Source organism: Streptomyces graminofaciens, assembly GCF_030294945.1.
GTDB classification, from domain to species: Bacteria; Actinomycetota; Actinomycetes; order Streptomycetales; family Streptomycetaceae; genus Streptomyces; species Streptomyces graminofaciens.
In genome coordinates, this window is record NZ_AP018448.1 from 3,417,937 (window position 1) to 3,435,548 (window position 17,612).

A 17,612-nucleotide genomic window follows, 5' to 3' on the forward strand; every position below is an offset into this window, starting at 1 on the left:
AGAACAGGCAGCTGAGGTCATGGAACCACTGGGCTCAGACGATCCCCGGGAACTAGGTCCCTACCGTCTTGTGGCACGGCTCGGCGCGGGGGGCATGGGCCGGGTCTACCTGGCCACGTCCCCGGACGGGCAGACCGTCGCGGTCAAGGCCATCCGCCCCGAGCTGATGGGCGACAAGAACTTCCGCATCCGTTTCCGTCGTGAGGTGGAGGCCTCGGGCGCGGTCGGCGGCAGGTACACGGCGCCGGTGGTGGACGCCGACCCGGACGCCGACACGCCCTGGCTCGCCACGGCCTACATACCGGGCCCCACACTGGCCGAGGCGGTCGCCGCGCACGGGCCGCTCCCGGTGGAGTCGGTGCTCGTCCTGGGCGCCGGGATCGCGGAGGCGCTGATCTCGGTGCAGGCCGCCGGCCTCGTCCACCGTGACCTCAAGCCGTCCAATGTGCTGCTGGCCGCCGACGGGCCGCGCGTCATCGACTTCGGCATCGTCCGCGCGAGCGACGGCTACGACCTCACACGCTCCGGGGCCCTGTTCGGCTCCTTCGAGTACATGTGTCCCGAGCAGGCCACGGGCGAGCCTCTGGGGCCCGAGGGGGACGTCTTCTCCCTGGGCTCGGTGCTCACGTTCGCCGTGTCGGGACACTCCCCGTTCAGCGGCAACTCGGCGGCCACCCTCCTCTACCAGGTCGTGCACAACGCGCCGGACCTCACGGGCGTCCCCGACCCGCTGGACAAGATCATCAGCCTCTGTCTCACCAAGGACCCGCGGCTTCGGATCACCCCGGACAAGCTGGCGGCGGCCTGTGCGCCGGGCGGTGTGGAGCAGCTGATCGGGGACGACTGGCTGCCCGCGCCCATAGCCACCTCGATCGCCCGTCGTACGGCGGCGGTGACGGCTCTCGACACCGCGACACTCGCTCCGGGCACGGCCCCCGCCACCGCGGAGGCCCCGATCCCGAGCCTCTACGACTACCGCTACGGCTACGACCAGGACCGGGCGGCCTCCACGGCGGACCCGGCCCCGGCGTGCCACTCCCCCGCCTCCGGCGCCTACGGCCAGGGCGACGAGGCCCGCCGCGAGGCCCAGCCGCCCGGCCCGGAGCCGTATGCCCCCTCGGGGGAACCGGCGCCGGCCCGGTCCACCTCCCCGGGGCACCGGCGTGCCCTCTCCCCCCGGCGCGGTCTGTCCCGGCGCGCGATCCTCGCCGTGTCGGCGGGTGCCGCCGCCTCGGTCGGCACCGGTGTGCTGCTCACCCGGGGCAAGAACATGAGCGGGGGGACCGCCGAGCCGCTGGGCAGTCCGCCCAAGCCGGTCTGGACGCACCGAGGCGATCCGCTGCTCCAGGCCCCGGCCGTGTTCAACGACGGGACGGCCCTGTTGAAGAGCCGCCCGGGCGGCATGATCTGCCTCGACCTCAAGGACGGCACCCGCCCCAGATGGGTCTACAAAGGCATCAGTCAGTCGCCCACCCCCGCCCTGCTGATCTTCGGCGCCGCCGTCGCGCTGGGCGAGGGCTCGACGGTGATCGGAATCGACCCCGCCGACGGGACGGAACGTTTCACCCTCGACTTCGGGCCTGAGTTCCGGTTCGAGACCCTGTTCGGCGGCTACAACGACACTGCCCTCTCCGTCATCGGTCTGAGGTTCCGGCGCGAGAGCGCCGAGCAGGGGGTCGCGACGTCCACGGAGACGATCTTCGGCGTCGATCTCCCGACCCGCCGGGCCGACATCATCCCCATCAGCCCCGAGGACGTCGGTGTCCCGCTGCATCCGGTCGTCATCCCGGGCTACTTCATCTACGCCGACGGCCTGCGCAATGTGACGGCCCGGAACACGGAGACCTCCGGGATCCAGTGGAAACACCCGGTCGGTTACGACCTCCGGCCCGGGCTGGCCGTTCTCGACCGGACCGTGTTCACCATCGGCCGCGAACTGGAGGCCCTGGACCTCTCCACCGGCAAGCGGCGCTGGCGGGTGCGGCCCGACCGAGGCCAGTTCGGCTCGCTCGGCGTCGCCGGGGCCACGGTGTACGTCACCGGCACGAACCCCTCCGGGGTGTACGCCTTCAACGCCGCCACCGGCGCCCGGCGCTGGTTCTGCCCGACGCCACGCCTCAATGTCGACCAGCCGGTCACCGCGGGCCCCGAGACGGTCTACGTCCCCGCCTACAGGAACAAGAACGGTTTCTACGCGATCGACGCCGCCCGGGGCGAACTGCTGTGGAACTTCACCGACGGCCGCGAGACCGGCGTCAACGACTGGCAGCTCGCCTGCGACGACAACGGCTTCCTGGTGGCCCAGCACTACGACCGCACGTACGGGCTGGCGCCCTCCTGACCGCCCGGCCCCTCACCGGCCGGCCCCTCACCGCCCCGCCCCTCACCGCGTCGCCCTTCACCGCGTCGACTCGACCGCCTTGCTCGGCGGGCTTGTGGAAGGCGTAGGTGGCGGAGTAGCGGACGCCGGGTCCGGTCGGTGCCGGTGCAGGCGGTGGTGGGGTGACACCGCCGCGGGTGTCGTGGCGCTGGGGGTAGAAGGCGTGCGGTGCCCCGGCGCCCCGGCTCTCGGACCGGGACGCCTGGCGGCAGCCGCGTCGGCGAACGCGGCGCGAGGGCGTACGCGGCCGGCGTACCGGGTTCTGTGCCGGGACCGAGTGGGGAGTATGGACGGTCGGCTCTCTGCCGACGAGGGACTGCGGGGCATGCGGACGGGTCAGGCCGCCGCGACTTCGGAGGCAGGCTTCGGGGGGCAGGGCTTCGGGCGAGGCTTCGGGGCGGGCATATCCGTTCGCGTTCGAGCGGACAGGAGTCCTACTGTCGGCTCATGACCAAGCCCCTCGTCGCTCTCCTCAGCGGCGCCGGTATCTCCACCGACTCCGGCATCCCGGACTACCGCGGCCCGAACGGGCTGTGGCGGCGGGACCCGGAGGCCGAGAAGCTCGTGACCTACGAGTACTACATGGGCGACCCGGAGATCCGGCGGCGCTCCTGGCAGATGCGGCGGCAGAACCGGACGCTGAAGGCGGAGCCGAACGCCGCGCACCGGGCCGTGGCCGAGCTGGAGCGGTCCGGGGTGCCGGTACGGGTGATCACCCAGAACGTGGACGGGCTGCACCAGCTCGCCGGGATGCCAGCCCGCAAGGTCCTCGAACTGCACGGCACGGCACGGTCCGTGGTGTGCACCAAGTGCCATGCCCGTGCGCCCATGGAGGACGCCCTCGCCCGCGTCGCGGCCGGCGAGGAGGACCCGCCGTGCCTGACGTGCGGCGGCATCCTCAAGTCGGCCACGATCATGTTCGGCGAGCGGCTCGACCCCGTGGTCCTCGGCGAGGCCGTCGCGATCACCAAGGCCTGCCAGGTGTTCATCGCCGTCGGCACGACCCTCCAGGTCCAGCCCGCCGCCGGGCTCGCCGGGATCGCCGCCGACCACGGGGCCCGTCTGATCATCGTCAACGCCGATCCGACCCCGTACGACGAACTCGCCGACGAAGTCGTACGGGAACCGATCGGCACGGCGCTGCCGAGGATTCTGCGGGAGCTCGGCACGGAGCACCCCTAAGGGCGAATCCCGTCGCAAGAGACGTACAGATGCCGCGGCCCGCGCAGCACGGCGTTCTGCCGGTACGGGGGCGGGTCCTCCAGCAGACGTGGGTTTTCCAGCCTCCGGGCCAGTTCCGACAGGGCGAACTGGGTCTCCAGCCGGGCGAGTGGTGCGCCGAAGCAGCTGTGGATGCCGCTGCCCAGGCCGAGGTGCTGGATGTCCCTGCGATCCGGGTCGAAACGGTCCGGGTCCTCGAAGCGCTGGGGGTCGCGGTTGCCGGACGCCAGAACCAGCCAGAGGGAGGCGCCCTTCGGGATGGTGACGCCGCGGACCTCGATGTCGGCGAGGGTGGTGCGCTGTGGCACCAGTTGCACCGGCGGCTCGAAGCGCAGCAACTCCTCCACGATGGGCACGGCCAGCCGCGGATCCTCGCGCAGCCGCTGGAGGACGTCGGGATGGCGCAGCAGGGTCAGCATCCCGTTGGTGATGAGGTTGACGGTGGTCTCGTGCCCCGCGATCAACAGCAGCGCCGCGGTGCTGAGCAGCTCCATCGTCGTCATGGCGCCGTCCTCGCCCTTGGCCGTCGCCAGCTGGGAGAGCATGTCCTCGCCGGGATTCCTGCGGCGCTCCTCGATCAGGCCGGCCAGGTACATGCCCAACTGCATCCGGGCGTCGTGCGCGCCCTTGCCCCGCTCCGTGGGATCCGCGTCCGGGTCGGGGTCCAGGCTCGCGGCGAGCGTGTCCGCCCAGGTGTGGAAGCGCGCCTCGTCCTCGCGCGGCACCCCGAGCAGCCGGCAGATCACGGTCACCGGGAAGGGGTACGAGAACTGCTCCACCAGGTCGATCCGGCCCGGGTCGCCGATGCCGTCGATGAGCCCGGAGACGATGTCGTGGAGCTCTCCGCGCATCCCGTCGACCCGGTGCGGGGAGTGCGGCGGGCCGAAGGGCCGGTTCGTCATGCGTCGCAGCCGGTCGTGTTCCGGCGGGTCGAGCCGCAGGAACCCGGGCGGCAGGGCGCTCTCCTCCCGGGCCGGCTCGGCCAGCGGGTCGCGGGCGGTGGAGGCCAGATTGCGGGCGTCGGAGCTGATCCGGGGATCGTGCAGGAGGCTGCGGATCTCGTAGTAGGTGCTGATGACGTACGGCCCGCCGTCTTCGTGGTGTACCGGCGTCTTCCGCAGCTGTTCGTAGATCGGGTACGGGTTGGCGCGGTTGGCGTGGTCCAGGATCTGGTGCAGCAAGGATTGCGTCATGGCGAGTCCTCGTGGCCGTACGGGTCAGTGCGCGGGGGTGAACGTCATCCGGCGGTCGGCCGGCGAGTATCCGCCGAGGGTCACGGTGGGGCCGTGAGTGGGGACCGAAGGATCGGGGAAGTCGGCGTCGATCGGCCGCTGTCCGTCCGAGCGCCGGTCGACCGTGGGGAACGACGGCGGGAAGGGCGCGGTGGTCTCGATCAGCTCCTGGTAGAACGGCAGCCATCGGGCGTGATCGAAGGCGACCGCGCCGATGACGCGCCCCTGATACCCGTAGACGCCGAGGAACCGGTGGTCCTTGAGCGATCCCTGCGAGATGAGGATCTCCGTCCCCAGCGACGGCACCCCGACCGACTTGATGTTGACTCCGAACTGCGAGGACCAGAAGGCCGGCACCTCCATGTGGGGGATGCGGTCGGTGCTCTCGCTGATCATGTTGTGCGCCGCGATCCGGGCCTGGGTGACGGCGTTGCCCCAGTGCTCCAGGGACAGGAACTGGTAGCCGAACAGGGGGTGCGGGCAGCGTGCGACGTCGCCCGCCGCATAGATGTCGTCGGTGACGATTCCGCGGATGTCGAAGGCGCGGCAGCCGGCGTCGCAGGCGATGCCTCGGGGGCCTGCCCCCAGTCCGGATCCGGCGAGCCATCCGGTGTTGCGGGTGGCGCCGAGCGAGACGATCACCACGTCGGTCTCCACGGTGGAGCCGTCGGACAGAAGCGCGGCGCGCACCCGTCCCGAGGCATCGCCCTCCAGAGCGGTCACCATGACCCCGCACCGCAGGTCCACACCGTGCTCGCGCTGCATCTCGGCAGCCACCGCGCCGACCACCCCGCCGAGAGCGCCGACCAGAGGCGCCGCGCCGCGCTCGGCGACAGTGACCGGGAAGCCGCGCTCGCGGCAGGCGGAGGCGATCTCCGAGCCGGTGAACCCGGCCCCGATGACCAGGACCCGTTTGGGTCCCGCGTCCAGCCGCCGGGCGAGCGCGGCGCTGTCGTCGGCGGTCCGCAGGACGAAGACACCGTCGAGTTCCGCCTCGGCCTCGCGCGGCCACGGTCGCGCCCGAACGCCCGTGGCGATCAGCAGCCGGTCGTACGGCACGTCGTCGCCGTCGGCCAGCCGCACCCGCCGTGCGGCCATGTCCAGGCCGGTGGCCGGGACACCCAGCCGCCAGGTCGCGTCGACCGAACGGAGCCTTGGCAGCGCTGTGCGGTCGGCGGCCGCCCTGCCCAGCAGCACCTGCTTGGAGAGCGGAGGCCGGTCGTACGGCTCGTGGGGCTCGTCGCCGATCATGGTCAGGGAGCCCACGAAGCCCTCGGCCCGCAGGGTCTCGGCAGCGCGCAGCCCGGCCAGCGAGGCGCCCACGACGACGATGCGGCCCTCGCGTTTGAGCCGTTCAAGGGATCCGTCACCGAGCACCGGACACCGCCTCGGCCGGTACGTCCACGGCGTCGACGAGGATGGCCTGGACCGGGCAGGCCGCGGCGGCCTGGGCCAGCTTCGCGCGCTGCGCCTCGGCGGCCTCCGGGTCGTACAGCAGCGCCTCCTCGCCGTGCATGGTGAAGATCTCGGGGGCGAGGAACGCGCACTGCGCATACCCCTGACAGCGGTTCAGGTCGACGGCAATCCTTACCACGGAATCGGTCCTCTCCAATGGCCCGGTCAAGCCCCCTACGACCACCCTCGGTGGCCGGACGGGATGCGGCGACGAGAAGGAGGCCGTTCGAGTCAGCGGTGCGGTCGGCTCAGGTCGACGGGGGCGGCTGCGGGCGGGCGGGGCGCCGGCCCCACAGGATGTTCAGGCTGAGGACCAGGGCCCAGGCCGGGAAGACAAGTTCGGACCAGGGCAGGTTCGCTCCCACCACGAGCAGCGTCAGGCCCGCCAGATAGCCGAGGACGACGAGCGGGCGCGGGAGGGCGCCACGTCGGCGGCCGATGGTCGAGGTCGTGATGATGAACACCGCCGCCATCCGCATGGCGTACGTGGTCAGCAAGGCGTAGGCGAAGTGCCGGCCGAAAGGAGAGTGCTGCTGACTCTCGTCGAGCACGGTTGCGGCCGCCGCGGCGGCGCCGAACAGGGTGGCGACGAAGATCAGGCCGCTGCCCAGGAACACGGTGGAGAAGAACTGGTCCTCGCCCTCGCCGGCCTGCTCGCGCAGGGCGCCCATGAACCACAGGAAGGCGATCCCGGCGAACGGGAGCAGCGCCAGCGCCGTCCGCACGGTGCCGCGCTGTCCGGCACCGACAGTCGCGTCGTCCCCACCGGCGCCGGCGGGCAGAGCGATGCGCATCAGGACGATCGCCGCGGCCATCAGGATCGCGAACACGACCCCGGCCACCCCGGCGGCCCAGGGTGTCGCGAGGCGCTCGTGCTTTCGCTCCATGGTCTCCCGCTTTCTGCCTGGTCCTCCTTCCTACAGACACCAGCGATCCACGGACTCGCGCCACCGGGGTCACTCGGGAGGAAGACCGCAGTGCGCCATACAGGCCATGGCTGGCGAGCGGCTCGCCCCCGTGGTCGTCGGCGAGGCCGTCGCGATCACCAAGGCCTCATGGCGTTCGCGGGGCGGGCAGGATTTCGGCTACAGGCCCTAGAAGAGCGCCGAGCCGCTCTCGAAGTCCAGGAGGCGCTTCTTGCGGTCCAGGCCGCCGCCATAGCCGGTGAGGCCGCCGCTCGCGCCGACTACTCGGTGGCAGGGGACGATGATGCCGATGGGGTTCTTGCCGTTGGCGAGGCCGACCGCGCGGGAGGCACCCGGGTTGCCGAGGGCCTCGGCCAGGTCGCCGTACGAGCGGGTCTCGCCGTAGGGGATGCGGCGCAGTTGCTCCCAGACGGACTGCTGGAACGGGGTGCCGTGCAGGCGGAGTTCGAGGGTGAACTCCTTCAACTCGCCCGCGAAGTAGGCCTCCAGCTGTTCCTCGGCCTCGGCGAAGTGGCTGTGGTCGCGTACGCCGAAGGTCTCCTCCGGTGGGCGGTGGCGCTGTTCGGTCATGTAGAGGCCGCACAGGATGCCGTCGTCGGCGGCGACGAGGGTGAGGGGGCCGTAGGGGCTGTCGACCACAGTGTGCCGCTTGGGCTGGCTCATCATGAACGTCCTTGTCCTGGAAGGAAGTTGATCGGGTGGCTGTCGGTCGCCCACAGGTACTGGACCGCGTACGCCCGCCAGGGGCGCCAGGCCGCCGCGTGTGCGGTGAGCGCGGCCGGTGTGGACGGCAGGCCCAGCTCCTTCGCCGCGCGGCGGACTCCGAGGTCGGTGGGGAGGAAGGCGTCGGGGTCGCCGAGGGCGCGCATGGCGATGACGTCGGCGGTCCAGGGGCCGAAGCCGGGGAGGGCGAGGAGGCGGGAGCGGGTCTCGGCCCAGTCGCTGTCCACGCCCAAGTGCAGTTCGTTGTCGGCGAGTCGACGGACGAGGGTGGTGAACGTGTTCCGCCGGGTGCGGGGCATCGCGAGGGTCCCGGGGTCGAGGGCCGCGAGAGCCTCGGGGGTCGGGAAGAGGTGGGTGAGGCCGCCCCCGGGGTCGTCGACGGGTTCGCCGTGCGCGGTGACCAGCCGGGCCGCGTGGGTGCGGGCGGCGGCCGTGGACACCTGCTGGCCGAGCACCGCCCGTACGGCGAACTCCGCCTCGTCGACCGTACGCGGCACCCGGCGCCCCGGCGCTTTGTCCACCAGCGGCGCGAGGACCGGGTCGCCGCGCAGCTGCTCGTCGACGGCGACCGGGTCGGCGTCCAGATCGAGCATGCGGCGGCAGCGGCTGATGGCCACGGGCAGGTCCCGCAGATCGCTGAGGGTGAGCCGGCAGCCGATGTGGTCGGGCTGCGGAGTGAGGCCGACGATTCCGTGCCCGTACGGCAGCCGGAGCGTGCGCCGGTACGCGCCGTCGCGCCACTCCTCCACGCCGGGTACGGCGGTGGCGGCGAGGTGGCCGAAGAGGTTGTCGGGGTTGAGCGGGGCCCTGAAGGGCAGGCGGAGGCTCAGTACGCCGGGGGTGCCCGGGACGTCGGGCCGACGCCCGGCGGACCGTGCCGCCCGCTCCCGCAGCTCGCTCGGCGAGAGCGCGAAGACCTCCCGCACGGTGTCGTTGAAGGTGCGGATCGAGGAGAATCCGGACGCGAACGTGATCTCCGCCATCGGCAGCGGGGTCGTCTCGATCAGCAGCCGCGCGGTCTGCGCGCGCTGGGCCCGGGCGAGCGCGAGCGGCCCGGCGCCCAGCTCGGCGAGGAGTTGCCGCTCCACCTGCCGGGTGCTGTAGCCGAGCCGCCGCGCGAGCCCCGGCACGCCCTCGCGGTCCACCAACCCGTCCCCGATGAGCCGCATGGCGCGGGCCACCAGGTCGGCCCGCTGGTCCCACTCGGGCGAGCCCGGGCTGCTGTCCGGGCGGCACCGCTTGCACGCCCGGAACCCGGCCTGCTGGCAGGCGGCCGCGCTCGGGTAGAACGTCATGTTCTCCGGCTTCGGCGGCACGGCCGGGCAACTCGGCCGACAGTAGATCCGCGTCGTGAGCACCGCGGTGAACACCCACCCGTCGAACCGCGCGTCCTTCGACTGCACGGCCCGCACACACCGCTCGACATCGCTGTACATCCCGTTCCGCATGGTTCAAGGATCGGGGACGGGAGAGGCGCGGGCTGGCGAGAATCCGACATCGACGTGGGCTGACCTCGTAGCCGCCGGGGTTCCATCAACGGGCGCGGGGAACCGCGCGATCAGCCGCCTCGGACCCGCAGCCGCCCACAGATCTGATGCGCCTCTCCATCGGGCGAACCAGCAGCCCGCCGCCACGCACCCTCCCGCAGCAGCCGAAGCCCATTGAGCCCCACCAGCACGGTGGACCCCTCATGACCGGCCACTCCGAGCGGCAACGGCAGATGCCCCACCAGATCCCACACCACCAGCACGGCGATGCACACCCCGGCGATCACCAGGTTCTGCACCACCAGCCGCCGAGCCGCCCGGGACAGCCGGACCACCGCGGGAATCGCCGTCAACTCGTCCCGCACGACCACCGCATCCGCGGTCTCCAGCGCCAGATCGGACCCGGCCCGCCCCATCGCCACACCGGCATGCGCCGCCGCCAGCGCGGGCGCGTCGTTCACCCCGTCCCCCACGAACAACACCTTCCCCTCCCCCCGCTGCAACTCCCGTACGGCATCCACCTTGTCCTCGGGCAGCAGCCCGGCCCGTACGTCGGTGATACCGGTTTCCGCGGCCATCCGTGCCGCAGTGGCCGGGTTGTCGCCGGTCAGCAGCACAGGGGCCCTACCGGTCGCGGTGGCAAGCGCCGTCACGGCGACCGGCGCGTCCTGCCGGAGGCGGTCCGTCAGCGTGACGGTTCCGACCGGGACTCCGTCCCGCTCGACGAGCACCGTCGTCCCGTCGGCGTCGGCGGCCTCGCCGTACGACCTCGGCCGCCCCACCGTCACCACACACCCCTCGACGGTGGCCCGCACGCCCCGCCCGGGCGTGGCCGCGAACTCCTCGGCGGCGGGCACCCTCAGCCCCCGCAGGCCGGCGGCGGCCACCACCGCCCGGGCCAGCGGGTGCTCGCTCGGGTGCTCGGCGGCCGCGGCCAGGGCGAGCAGTTCGTCCTCGTCGAGGCCGGAGCCCGGCAGCGGTCGTACGGCGGTGACTTCGGGGGTGCCTTCGGTGAGGGTGCCGGTCTTGTCGAGGGCGGCCACATCGATCTCGCCCAGCCGTTCCATCGCGACGGCCGACTTGACCAGTACGCCGTGGCGGCCGGCGTTCGCGATCGCGGAGAGCAGGGGCGGCATGGTGGCCAGGACCACCGCGCACGGCGAGGCGACGATCATGAAGGTCATGGCGCGGAGCAGCGCGTCCGTGAGGTCCGCGCCGAAGGCGAGGGGGATGCCGAAGACGGCGAGGGTGGCGGCCACGACGCCGACGGCGTACCGCTGTTCGATCTTCTCGATGAACAGCTGGGTCGGCGCCTTGGTGCGGGAGGCCTCCTCGACGAGGGTCACGATGCGGGCGATCACCGAGTCGGCGGGGTCGCGTTCGACGCGGACGCGCAGCGCGCCGGTGCCGTTGAGAGTGCCCGCGAAGACCTCGTCGCCGGGGGTCTTGGGGACGGGCAGGGGTTCGCCGGTGATGGTGGCCTGGTCGGCCTCGCTCTCGCCCTTGAGGACCCGGCCGTCGGCGCCGACGCGTTCGCCTGGACGGATCAACAGGACGTCGCCGACGGCGAGTTGATGGGTCGGTACCACCTCCTCCGTGGCGTCCGCCGAGAGCCTGGTCGCCGTCGTGGGCGCCAGGTCCAGCAGGCCCCGTACCGAGTCGGCGGTACGGGCGGTCGCCAGGGCCTCCAGTGCGCCGGAGGTGGCGAAGATGACGATCAGCAGGGCGCCGTCGAGGACCTGGCCGATCGCGGCGGCGCCGAGGGCCGCGACGATCATCAGCAGGTCGACGTCGAGGCTCTTCTCCCGCAGCGCGCGCAGGCCTTCGAGGGCGGGTTCCCAGCCGCCGGCCGCGTAGGCGATCGCATAGAGCGGGCCGTACAGCCAGGCGGAGGCGCCGGCGAGGTCGAGGGGGAGCGCGAGCAGGAAGGCGACGGTCGAGGCCAGCGCCCAGCGAGCCTCGGGCAGGGCGAGGAGGCGGGTGCGGCGGCGCGGGGCCGCCGTCGTGGGCGTACGACGGACCGGTGAAGGGGTGAGGGTGGCGGACACCCGGCCCACCATACAGGAACACATGAAGACGCGTTCATGCCTTCATGTGCGGTGGGTAAGATATCCGCCATGGGTCATGGAGCCGTCACCACCGCGCAGGACGACACCCCTCGCGTGCGCCTCGACGCGGCCAATGTCGCCAAGGTGGCCACCACGCTGCAGGCCCTCTCCACCCCCTCCCGCCTGCTGATCCTCGCCCGGCTACGGGAAGGCCCGCTGCCCGCGACGGAGTTGGCCGCCGAGGTCGGCATGGAGCAGTCGGCGTGTTCCCATCAGCTGCGGCTGCTGCGCAATCTGGGGCTGGTGGTGGGCGAGCGGCGCGGCCGTTCCGTGGTGTACGCGCTGCACGACCACCATGTCGCCGAGCTCCTCGACCAGGCCGTGTACCACGTGGAGCATCTGCGGCTGGGGATCAGCGACGTGGCCGAGGCCGACTGAAAGACGCGGGTGGGCTGCGGCGGTTCGGGGGCGTCGGCCGGTCGGGCCGGTCGGGCCTGTAGCGCCTACTCCGCGGGCAGTGGGGGGAGAACGCCCAGCACGCCGCCGAGGACGCCGGTGACCGTGCCGATCATGGGGTCCAGGAGGCCGGTGACCGCGTCCAGTACCTCGCCGAGGTCGAGTGTGGTCGTCAACGCGTCGGTCAGGTCTTGGACGGCGGTCTGGAGCGAGCCCACGACGTCCGTGACCGGGTCCGCGGTCGGAGCGGGCGAGCGGCGTGTGTGCCGCAGGGCCGTGCTGTCGAGGTCGCGCAGCCGCTGCTGGACCTTGGTGTTCGCCGCTTCCAGGTCCTTCGCGTACCGTGCCGCCTCGGTCGGTGCCAGACGGCTGCCGCCGCGTTCGACGAGGGATGTCATCACGTCCAGCAGCGGGGTGAGTGCGCCTTCGTCGTCCAGCTCGTCCAGCTCGTCCAGCGCGTCGAGCTGTGCCAGGAGGGCGTCCAGCCGGGCTTCCGACCACGACGTGTCGAACGTGGCGTCCGACCACGACAGGTCGGACTCCATGCCGGAGTCGATGTCGGACCACAGCGCGTCCCACTCGGCGTCGGACCACTCGGCGTCGTCCACGTCGTCGAGGTGGCTCAGGGCCGTCCGACCCGAAGCCGGCGGGCCCGCGTCGACCGATGCGGCGGCGGTGCCGACCGGCCCGAGGACCAGCGCGGCGCAGACCAGGGGCGGCACGAGGAGGCCGGGCGAGACGAGGGCGCGCATGAACGTTCCTTTCGATGCTGCAGTCCTATGCGCTCACCGTGAGAGGCGGCCCGGTACGCCGCAACCGATCACTCGCCGCGGCCCGGGCCGCAGTTCCGCGACAGGGCCGTGCTGAACAGCCGCTTTTCACCTGGCGTACGCCCTTGTTCGACACCGTGTCGCCGTTGGGCCGTCAGGGTCTCGAGGACAGGTCGGTCCGCGCCGGGCGCGCCTCCTTCGGGGCCCGGCGGAACGCGCCAAGCTGTTCGACGGGCTGTGCGCCGACTTCCTGGCAGGCCGACGATGAACACCTTGGAGACCACCTCCAGCTGTCGTACTACGCCCGCACCACCTCGGGCTCCGAGTGGGAGATCGGCTGGAACCCGATCGTCGTCGACGAGACGACCTGGGAGCCCGCCACCCACCAGGGCATCAGCGTCTGGGGCCACAAGCCGGTCGGCCAGACCGTCGTCGACAGGCTCGACCAGTTCCGGCTGGGGGCACGGTCGTTGGTTCGCCCCGAGGTCACGGTGCGGGCGTTGAGCGAGCCCGGGATCCCGGACGGCTGACCGGCAGGGCTTCCCTCAGCGGACCTGGGCCGCGAACGCCCCGTACGCCCGCTCGTCGAAGAGGACGAACCTGACCTCCTCGACCGAGGTCTCGGTGGCCCGTACGGTCTCCACCGCGATCCGGGCGGCGTCGTCCAGCGGCCAGGCGTAGATGCCAGCGGAGATGGCCGGGAAGGCGACCGTGCGGGCGCCCAGCTCGTCGGCCACGCGCAGGGATTCGCGGTAGCAGGAGGCGAGCAGGGCGGACCGGTCCAGGCTCTGGCTGTGGACCGGGCCCACGGTGTGGATGACCCAGCGGGCGTCCAGTGCGCCCGCCGTCGTGGCCACCGCCTGGCCGGTGGGCAGGCCCTTGCCGTAGCGGGAGGCGCGCAGTCTGCGGCAGTCCTCCAGGATGGCGGGGCCGCCGCGCCGGTGGATGGCGCCGTCCACTCCTCCCCCGCCCAGGAGGGAGGAGTTCGCGGCGTTCACGATGGCGTCGACGGACTGCTGGGTGATGTCGCCCTGGACGAGGGTGATGGTGGTCATGCTCGCCTCTATATCAGCCGTCGGGCCCTGCGAGGCGGTGAATATCGGCCCGGCCGGTGCCGCTACCACTCGACGGGCAGGGACCTCATTCCGTGCACGGCGGACGCCTGGAGGGCGAAATCCTCCGGTGCTGCGGCGAGGCGCAGTTCCGGGAGACGTGTGAAGAGCACCGGCAGGCAGATCTGGAGTTCGGCGCGGGCGAGGGACTGACCCACACACTGGTGCAGGCCGTGGCCGAAGGCGAGGTGTCGGTCCGCGTCGCGGGTCACGTCCAGCCGGTCGGGGTCGGTGAAGGCGGCGGGATCCCGGTTGGCCGCCTGGAGGGACACGATCACGCCCTCGCCGGCGCGGATCAGGACGCCGCCCACCTCCACGTCGGCCGTGGCGACCCGGCGTATACCGGCGTGCACCACGGTCAGGTACCGCAGCAGTTCCTCCACCGCGCCCGGCCACAGCCCCGGATCCGCGCGCAGGGCGGCGAGCTGCTCCGGGTTTCGCAGCAGGGCGACGAGCGACAGGGCGAGCATGTTCGCGGTCGTCTCGTGTCCCGCGAGGAGGAGGACGAACGAGATCCCGACGGCCTCCTCCGCCGTGGCCTCGCCGGTCGCCACCCGCTCCGTCGCGAGCCGTGACAGCAGATCGTCGGCGGGCTCCTTCATCCGCTGGGCCAGCAGCTCGCCGAGATAGCCGTACAGGGCCGTACGCGCGGCCAGCGCCTCCTGGGGTTTCGTGGCGATGCTGATGAACGCGCGGGCCTGCCGCTGGAAGAAGTCGTGGTCCTCGTACGGCACGCCGAGCAGCTCGCAGATCACGAGGGACGGCAGCGGCAGGGCGAACGACTCGACGAAGTCGGTGCCGGTGGCCCCGTCGGCCGTCATCGTGTCGATCAGCCCGTCGCAGAGCCGGGCGACGGCGGGCCGCAGCTGCTCGACGCGGCGGAACGTGAAGTCGGGGATGAGCATGCGCCGCAGCCGGGTGTGGTCGGGCGGGTCCATCATGAAGATCTGGCCGGGAGCGCGCGGCGTGGGCTGCGGGCGCAGGCCCGGATAGCCGTCGCGCGTGCCGTCGGCGCTGAAGCGCGCGTCGGAGAGGACGGCCCGGGCGTGCTCGTGCCGGGTGACCAGCCAGGGGCTGTTGTCACCCCAGAGCGCCACCCTGCGGACGGGCTCCTCGGCCTGCCACTTGGCGTACTCCGGCGGCGGGTCGAGCAGCGGCCGGGTGGTGGGCAGGGGTGGGTAGGTCGTCAATGTGGGGGGTCCTTGCTCTGTGTTCTGTGCGGGGGGTGGGTGGGGGCTGGGTGGGGCTAGTCGAGGCCGGCCAGTCCGAGCAGCAGGGACTTCACCTCGGTCGCCGCGTACGCCTCGCGGGCCCCGTCCGGCGCCGAGCACAGCAGTACGGGGCCGTCGTCCGGGTGGTCGGGGAGTCGGCCGTGGCTGCCGCTGACGCCGGCCGGGTCGAGCGGGACGGTCTGCATGCGGTAGCGCAGCCCCAGCTTCTTGCGGGCGACCTGGCCCACCGCGCGCAGCTTCACGGCGGGGACCGTCTCGTCCCAGAGCAGCTCGGCGGGGTCGTAGCCGGGCTTGCGGTGGATCTCGACCTGGCGGGCGAAGTCGGGGGCGCGGTCGTCGTCGAGCCAGTAGTAGTACGTGAACCAGGCGTCGGGGTCGGCGATCGCGACCAGCTCGCCGGAGCGTTCGTGGTCCAGGCCGTGGGCGGCCTTGCCGTCGGCGTCCAGCACCTGGTCCACGCCGTCGAGTCCGTCGAGGATCTTGGCGACCTCGGCGGTGTCGGCCGGGTCTCGGACGTAGACGTGGGCGATCTGGTGGTCGGCGACGGCGAAGGCCCGTGAGGTCCACGGGTCGAGGTACTCCATGCCGTCCTGGGTGTAGACGTCGAGCAGTCCGGCGGAGCGCAGGGCGCGGTTGATGTCGACCGGACGGGAGGCGGGGGTGATGCCGTACTCGCTGAGCGCGACGACCGTGGCGCCCTCGTTCAGGAAGTGGTCGATCAACGGGCGCAGGGCGTCGTCGAGTTGGCGGGCGTTGGCGATCGTCCCGGGCGAGTCGGGGCCGGTGCGCTGGGGCTCGTAGTCGAGTTGGGGGATGTAGACGAGGGTGAGGTCGGGGTTGTGTTCGTCGAAGACCTGGCGGGCGGCGCCGAGGATCCACTGGGTGGAGGGCAGGCCCGCGTTGGGGCCCCAGTAGGTGAACAGGGGGAACGGGCCGAGCCGGTCGGTCAGTTCGTCGTGCAGGGACGGTGGCCAGGTGTAGCAGTCGGGTTCCTTGCGGCCGTCCGAGTAGTAGATGGGCCGTGGGGTGACGGTGAGGTCGACGTCGGCGCCCATCGCGTACCACCAGCAGATGTTCGCGACCTTGTAGTCCGGGGCGGACTTGCGGGCGGTGTCCCAGATCTTCTCGCCGCCGACGAGCGCGTTGTGCTGGCGCCACAGCATGATCTCGCCGAGGTCGCGGAAGTACCAGCCGTTGGCGACGGCGCCGTGCCCGGAGGGCGCCTCGCCGGTGAGGATCGAGGACTGGACGGTGCAGGTGACGGCGGGCAGTACGGGGTCGAGCCGGGCCCGGAAGCCGCGGTCGCCGAGGGCGGCCACGGCGGGCATGTGCTTCAGCAGCTTGGGGGTGAGGCCGACGATGTCGAGGACGACGAGCCGGTTCACGGGGGTGGTGCTCACAGGTGGTCCTCCTTGAGGCCGAGGCCGGTCAACCGGTCGCGGGCCCAGGCGAGTTCGGCGGCGATGCCACCGGCGAGGTCGGCGGGCGGTTCGGGGAGGACGGACCAGGTGTAGGTCTCGACCTCGATGTGGTCGCAGGCGGCCGAGGCCCCGCCGAGCAGTCCGGTGAGGACCTGGCTCAGCTGGTCGGCGGTCGTGCGCAGCGGCGGTTCGGGATCGGCGTGCAGCGGGGCGTGGAAGTGGACGCGCCAGGGCCCGGTGTCGGTGGGCAGCTCACCGTCGAGGGCGTCCGGCAGATCGTCGGCTCCCCGCACCTGCTCCTCGGCCGCCGGGGCCGTACGCGTCTGGTGCAGGAACCGGGGTTCCGCGAGGCGGCGCAGGGCCGCGTGGGCGGCGGGGTCGGCCGGGTCGGCGGCCTCGATCGCGCAGGACGCCTGGAGTTTGACCACGGGCAGCCCGGCGTCGGCGAGGCGGGTCAGGGCGGCGCCGGGTTCCTCGAACTGGACGGCGAGGTGGCAGGCGTCGAGGCAGACGCCGAGCCGGTCCGGGTCGAGGCCGCGCAGTTCCCGTACGGCCTGGGCGGTGGTCTCCACCACGCAGCCGGGCTCCGGTTCGAAGGCGACCCGGATACGGCGGCCGGTGTCGGACTCGATTCCGGCGAGCCCGGCGGTCAGCCGGTCCAGAGCGCGGCGGGCGGTCTCGGCGCGCTCGGCGGGCCAGGGGGTCCGCCAGGCCAGCGGGAGCGTGGAGATGCTGCCGCGCTCGACGTCGTCCGGGAGGAGTTCGGCGAGCACGCGGGCGCAGTCCAGGGTGTGGGCGAGGCGTGCCTCGTCCGCCCAGTCGGGCAGGTAGACGTCCTTCTTGACGACCTCGCGGTGGAACCCGGCGTAGGGGAAGGCGTTGAGGGTGACGGTCTCCAGGCCGCGTGCGGCGAGTTCGTTCTTGAGTCGCCGCAACTCCCCTGGTTCGTCTACGAGTCGGGTGACGACTCCGCGGGCGAGCCAGAGCCCGATGCCGAGCCGGTCGACGCCGAGGCGGTCGCGTACGGGCTCGGCGTATTCGGCGAGTTGGGCGATGACGCCCTCCAGGTCCTCCGCCTGGTGGACGTTGCTGCAGTAGCCGAGGTGGACGGTGGTGCCGTCCGGGTGCCGGAATCGCATGGGCCGTTCC

Annotated in this window: 15 protein-coding genes and 1 pseudogene; 4 read left to right on the forward strand and 12 right to left on the reverse strand. The window is 72.3% G+C overall.

Annotated features, from left to right (window positions below; translation table 11 throughout):
• Positions 1-70 precede the first annotated feature (70 nt).
• Both SGFS_RS14670 and SGFS_RS14675 read left to right on the forward strand, forming a co-directional pair.
• Positions 71-2,341, forward strand: coding sequence for a protein kinase domain-containing protein (locus SGFS_RS14670; protein ID WP_286250522.1), 2,271 nt, complete (start codon positions 71-73; stop codon positions 2,339-2,341).
• Between the two features lie 486 nt (positions 2,342-2,827).
• Complete coding sequence (locus tag SGFS_RS14675) at positions 2,828-3,562, forward strand: SIR2 family NAD-dependent protein deacylase (RefSeq protein WP_286250523.1); 735 nt, start codon at positions 2,828-2,830, stop codon at positions 3,560-3,562.
• Here the strand turns inward: SGFS_RS14675 and SGFS_RS14680 are convergent.
• The 7 genes from SGFS_RS14680 to SGFS_RS14710 all read right to left on the reverse strand — a co-directional run bounded on the left by SGFS_RS14680 (position 3,559) and on the right by SGFS_RS14710 (position 11,484).
• Positions 3,559-4,794 (reverse strand): cytochrome P450, encoded by a 1,236-nt coding sequence (locus SGFS_RS14680; protein WP_286250525.1) that lies wholly within the window; start codon positions 4,792-4,794, stop codon positions 3,559-3,561. The genes SGFS_RS14675 and SGFS_RS14680 overlap by 4 nt on opposite strands.
• Before the next feature lie 24 nt (positions 4,795-4,818).
• Positions 4,819-6,210 carry an NAD(P)/FAD-dependent oxidoreductase gene (locus SGFS_RS14685; protein ID WP_286250528.1) on the reverse strand — a complete coding sequence of 464 codons (1,392 nt, stop codon included), beginning with the start codon at positions 6,208-6,210 and terminating at the stop codon, positions 4,819-4,821.
• A complete protein-coding gene (locus tag SGFS_RS14690; protein WP_286250529.1) occupies positions 6,200-6,427 on the reverse strand; it encodes a ferredoxin in 228 nt (75 codons plus the stop codon). The genes SGFS_RS14685 and SGFS_RS14690 overlap by 11 nt, the downstream gene beginning before the upstream one ends.
• A 109-nt stretch (positions 6,428-6,536) precedes the next feature.
• Complete coding sequence (locus SGFS_RS14695) at positions 6,537-7,175, reverse strand: hypothetical protein (RefSeq protein WP_286250531.1); 639 nt, start codon at positions 7,173-7,175, stop codon at positions 6,537-6,539.
• A gap of 207 nt (positions 7,176-7,382) precedes the next feature.
• Positions 7,383-7,877, reverse strand: coding sequence for a methylated-DNA--[protein]-cysteine S-methyltransferase (locus tag SGFS_RS14700; RefSeq protein ID WP_286250532.1), 495 nt, complete (start codon positions 7,875-7,877; stop codon positions 7,383-7,385).
• On the reverse strand, positions 7,877-9,373 hold the full coding sequence (locus SGFS_RS14705) for an AlkA N-terminal domain-containing protein (RefSeq protein ID WP_286259933.1): 1,497 nt from the start codon (positions 9,371-9,373) through the stop codon (positions 7,877-7,879). The genes SGFS_RS14700 and SGFS_RS14705 overlap by 1 nt, the downstream gene beginning before the upstream one ends.
• 122 nt (positions 9,374-9,495) lie before the next feature.
• A complete protein-coding gene (locus SGFS_RS14710; RefSeq protein WP_286250534.1) occupies positions 9,496-11,484 on the reverse strand; it encodes a heavy metal translocating P-type ATPase in 1,989 nt (662 codons plus the stop codon).
• A 57-nt stretch (positions 11,485-11,541) separates the two neighbouring features.
• Here SGFS_RS14710 and SGFS_RS14715 point away from each other — a divergent pair, with 57 nt between their 5' ends.
• Entirely contained in the window at positions 11,542-11,910 is a 369-nt protein-coding gene (locus SGFS_RS14715) for an ArsR/SmtB family transcription factor (RefSeq protein WP_286250536.1), read from the forward strand.
• 65 nt (positions 11,911-11,975) lie between these two features.
• Here SGFS_RS14715 and SGFS_RS14720 read toward each other — a convergent pair whose 3' ends face one another.
• Positions 11,976-12,680, reverse strand: coding sequence for a hypothetical protein (locus tag SGFS_RS14720; protein WP_286250538.1), 705 nt, complete (start codon positions 12,678-12,680; stop codon positions 11,976-11,978).
• Positions 12,681-12,985: 305 nt separating this feature from the next.
• Here SGFS_RS14720 and SGFS_RS14725 point away from each other — a divergent pair.
• Positions 12,986-13,228, forward strand: a pseudogene (locus SGFS_RS14725) (VOC family protein); the annotation flags it as partial.
• Positions 13,229-13,243: 15 nt separating this feature from the next.
• Here the strand turns inward: SGFS_RS14725 and SGFS_RS14730 are convergent.
• From SGFS_RS14730 to eboE, 4 genes are all read right to left on the reverse strand, one after another.
• Positions 13,244-13,753 (reverse strand): O-acetyl-ADP-ribose deacetylase, encoded by a 510-nt coding sequence (locus SGFS_RS14730; RefSeq protein WP_286250540.1) that lies wholly within the window; start codon positions 13,751-13,753, stop codon positions 13,244-13,246.
• A gap of 62 nt (positions 13,754-13,815) precedes the next feature.
• Positions 13,816-15,000, reverse strand: a complete 1,185-nt coding sequence (locus SGFS_RS14735; RefSeq protein ID WP_286250542.1) for a cytochrome P450 — start codon at positions 14,998-15,000, stop codon at positions 13,816-13,818.
• 56 nt (positions 15,001-15,056) lie between these two features.
• Positions 15,057-16,370, reverse strand: a complete 1,314-nt coding sequence (locus SGFS_RS14740) for an alkaline phosphatase family protein (protein ID WP_434028196.1) — start codon at positions 16,368-16,370, stop codon at positions 15,057-15,059.
• Between the two features lie 68 nt (positions 16,371-16,438).
• Positions 16,439-17,602: a metabolite traffic protein EboE gene (gene eboE / locus SGFS_RS14745; RefSeq protein WP_286250545.1), complete on the reverse strand. Its 1,164-nt coding sequence runs from the start codon at positions 17,600-17,602 to the stop codon at positions 16,439-16,441.
• Positions 17,603-17,612 lie beyond the last annotated feature (10 nt).

What these genes read in the sequence shown, in the direction of transcription:
- SGFS_RS14675 (WP_286250523.1), top strand. Translation starts at nt 2,828, where the DNA reads ATGACCAAGCCCCTCGTCGCTCTCCTCAGCGGCGCCGGTATCTCCACC.
- SGFS_RS14680 (WP_286250525.1), bottom strand. Translation starts at nt 4,794, where the DNA reads ATGACGCAATCCTTGCTGCACCAGATCCTGGACCACGCCAACCGCGCC.
- SGFS_RS14695 (WP_286250531.1), bottom strand. Translation starts at nt 7,175, where the DNA reads ATGGAGCGAAAGCACGAGCGCCTCGCGACACCCTGGGCCGCCGGGGTG.
- SGFS_RS14700 (WP_286250532.1), bottom strand. Translation starts at nt 7,877, where the DNA reads ATGAGCCAGCCCAAGCGGCACACTGTGGTCGACAGCCCCTACGGCCCC.
- SGFS_RS14705 (WP_286259933.1), bottom strand. Translation starts at nt 9,373, where the DNA reads ATGTACAGCGATGTCGAGCGGTGTGTGCGGGCCGTGCAGTCGAAGGAC.
- SGFS_RS14710 (WP_286250534.1), bottom strand. Translation starts at nt 11,484, where the DNA reads ATGGTGGGCCGGGTGTCCGCCACCCTCACCCCTTCACCGGTCCGTCGT.
- SGFS_RS14715 (WP_286250536.1), top strand. Translation starts at nt 11,542, where the DNA reads ATGGGTCATGGAGCCGTCACCACCGCGCAGGACGACACCCCTCGCGTG.
- SGFS_RS14720 (WP_286250538.1), bottom strand. Translation starts at nt 12,680, where the DNA reads ATGCGCGCCCTCGTCTCGCCCGGCCTCCTCGTGCCGCCCCTGGTCTGC.
- SGFS_RS14730 (WP_286250540.1), bottom strand. Translation starts at nt 13,753, where the DNA reads ATGACCACCATCACCCTCGTCCAGGGCGACATCACCCAGCAGTCCGTC.
- SGFS_RS14740 (WP_434028196.1), bottom strand. Translation starts at nt 16,370, where the DNA reads ATGCCCGCCGTGGCCGCCCTCGGCGACCGCGGCTTCCGGGCCCGGCTC.
- eboE (WP_286250545.1), bottom strand. Translation starts at nt 17,602, where the DNA reads ATGCGATTCCGGCACCCGGACGGCACCACCGTCCACCTCGGCTACTGC.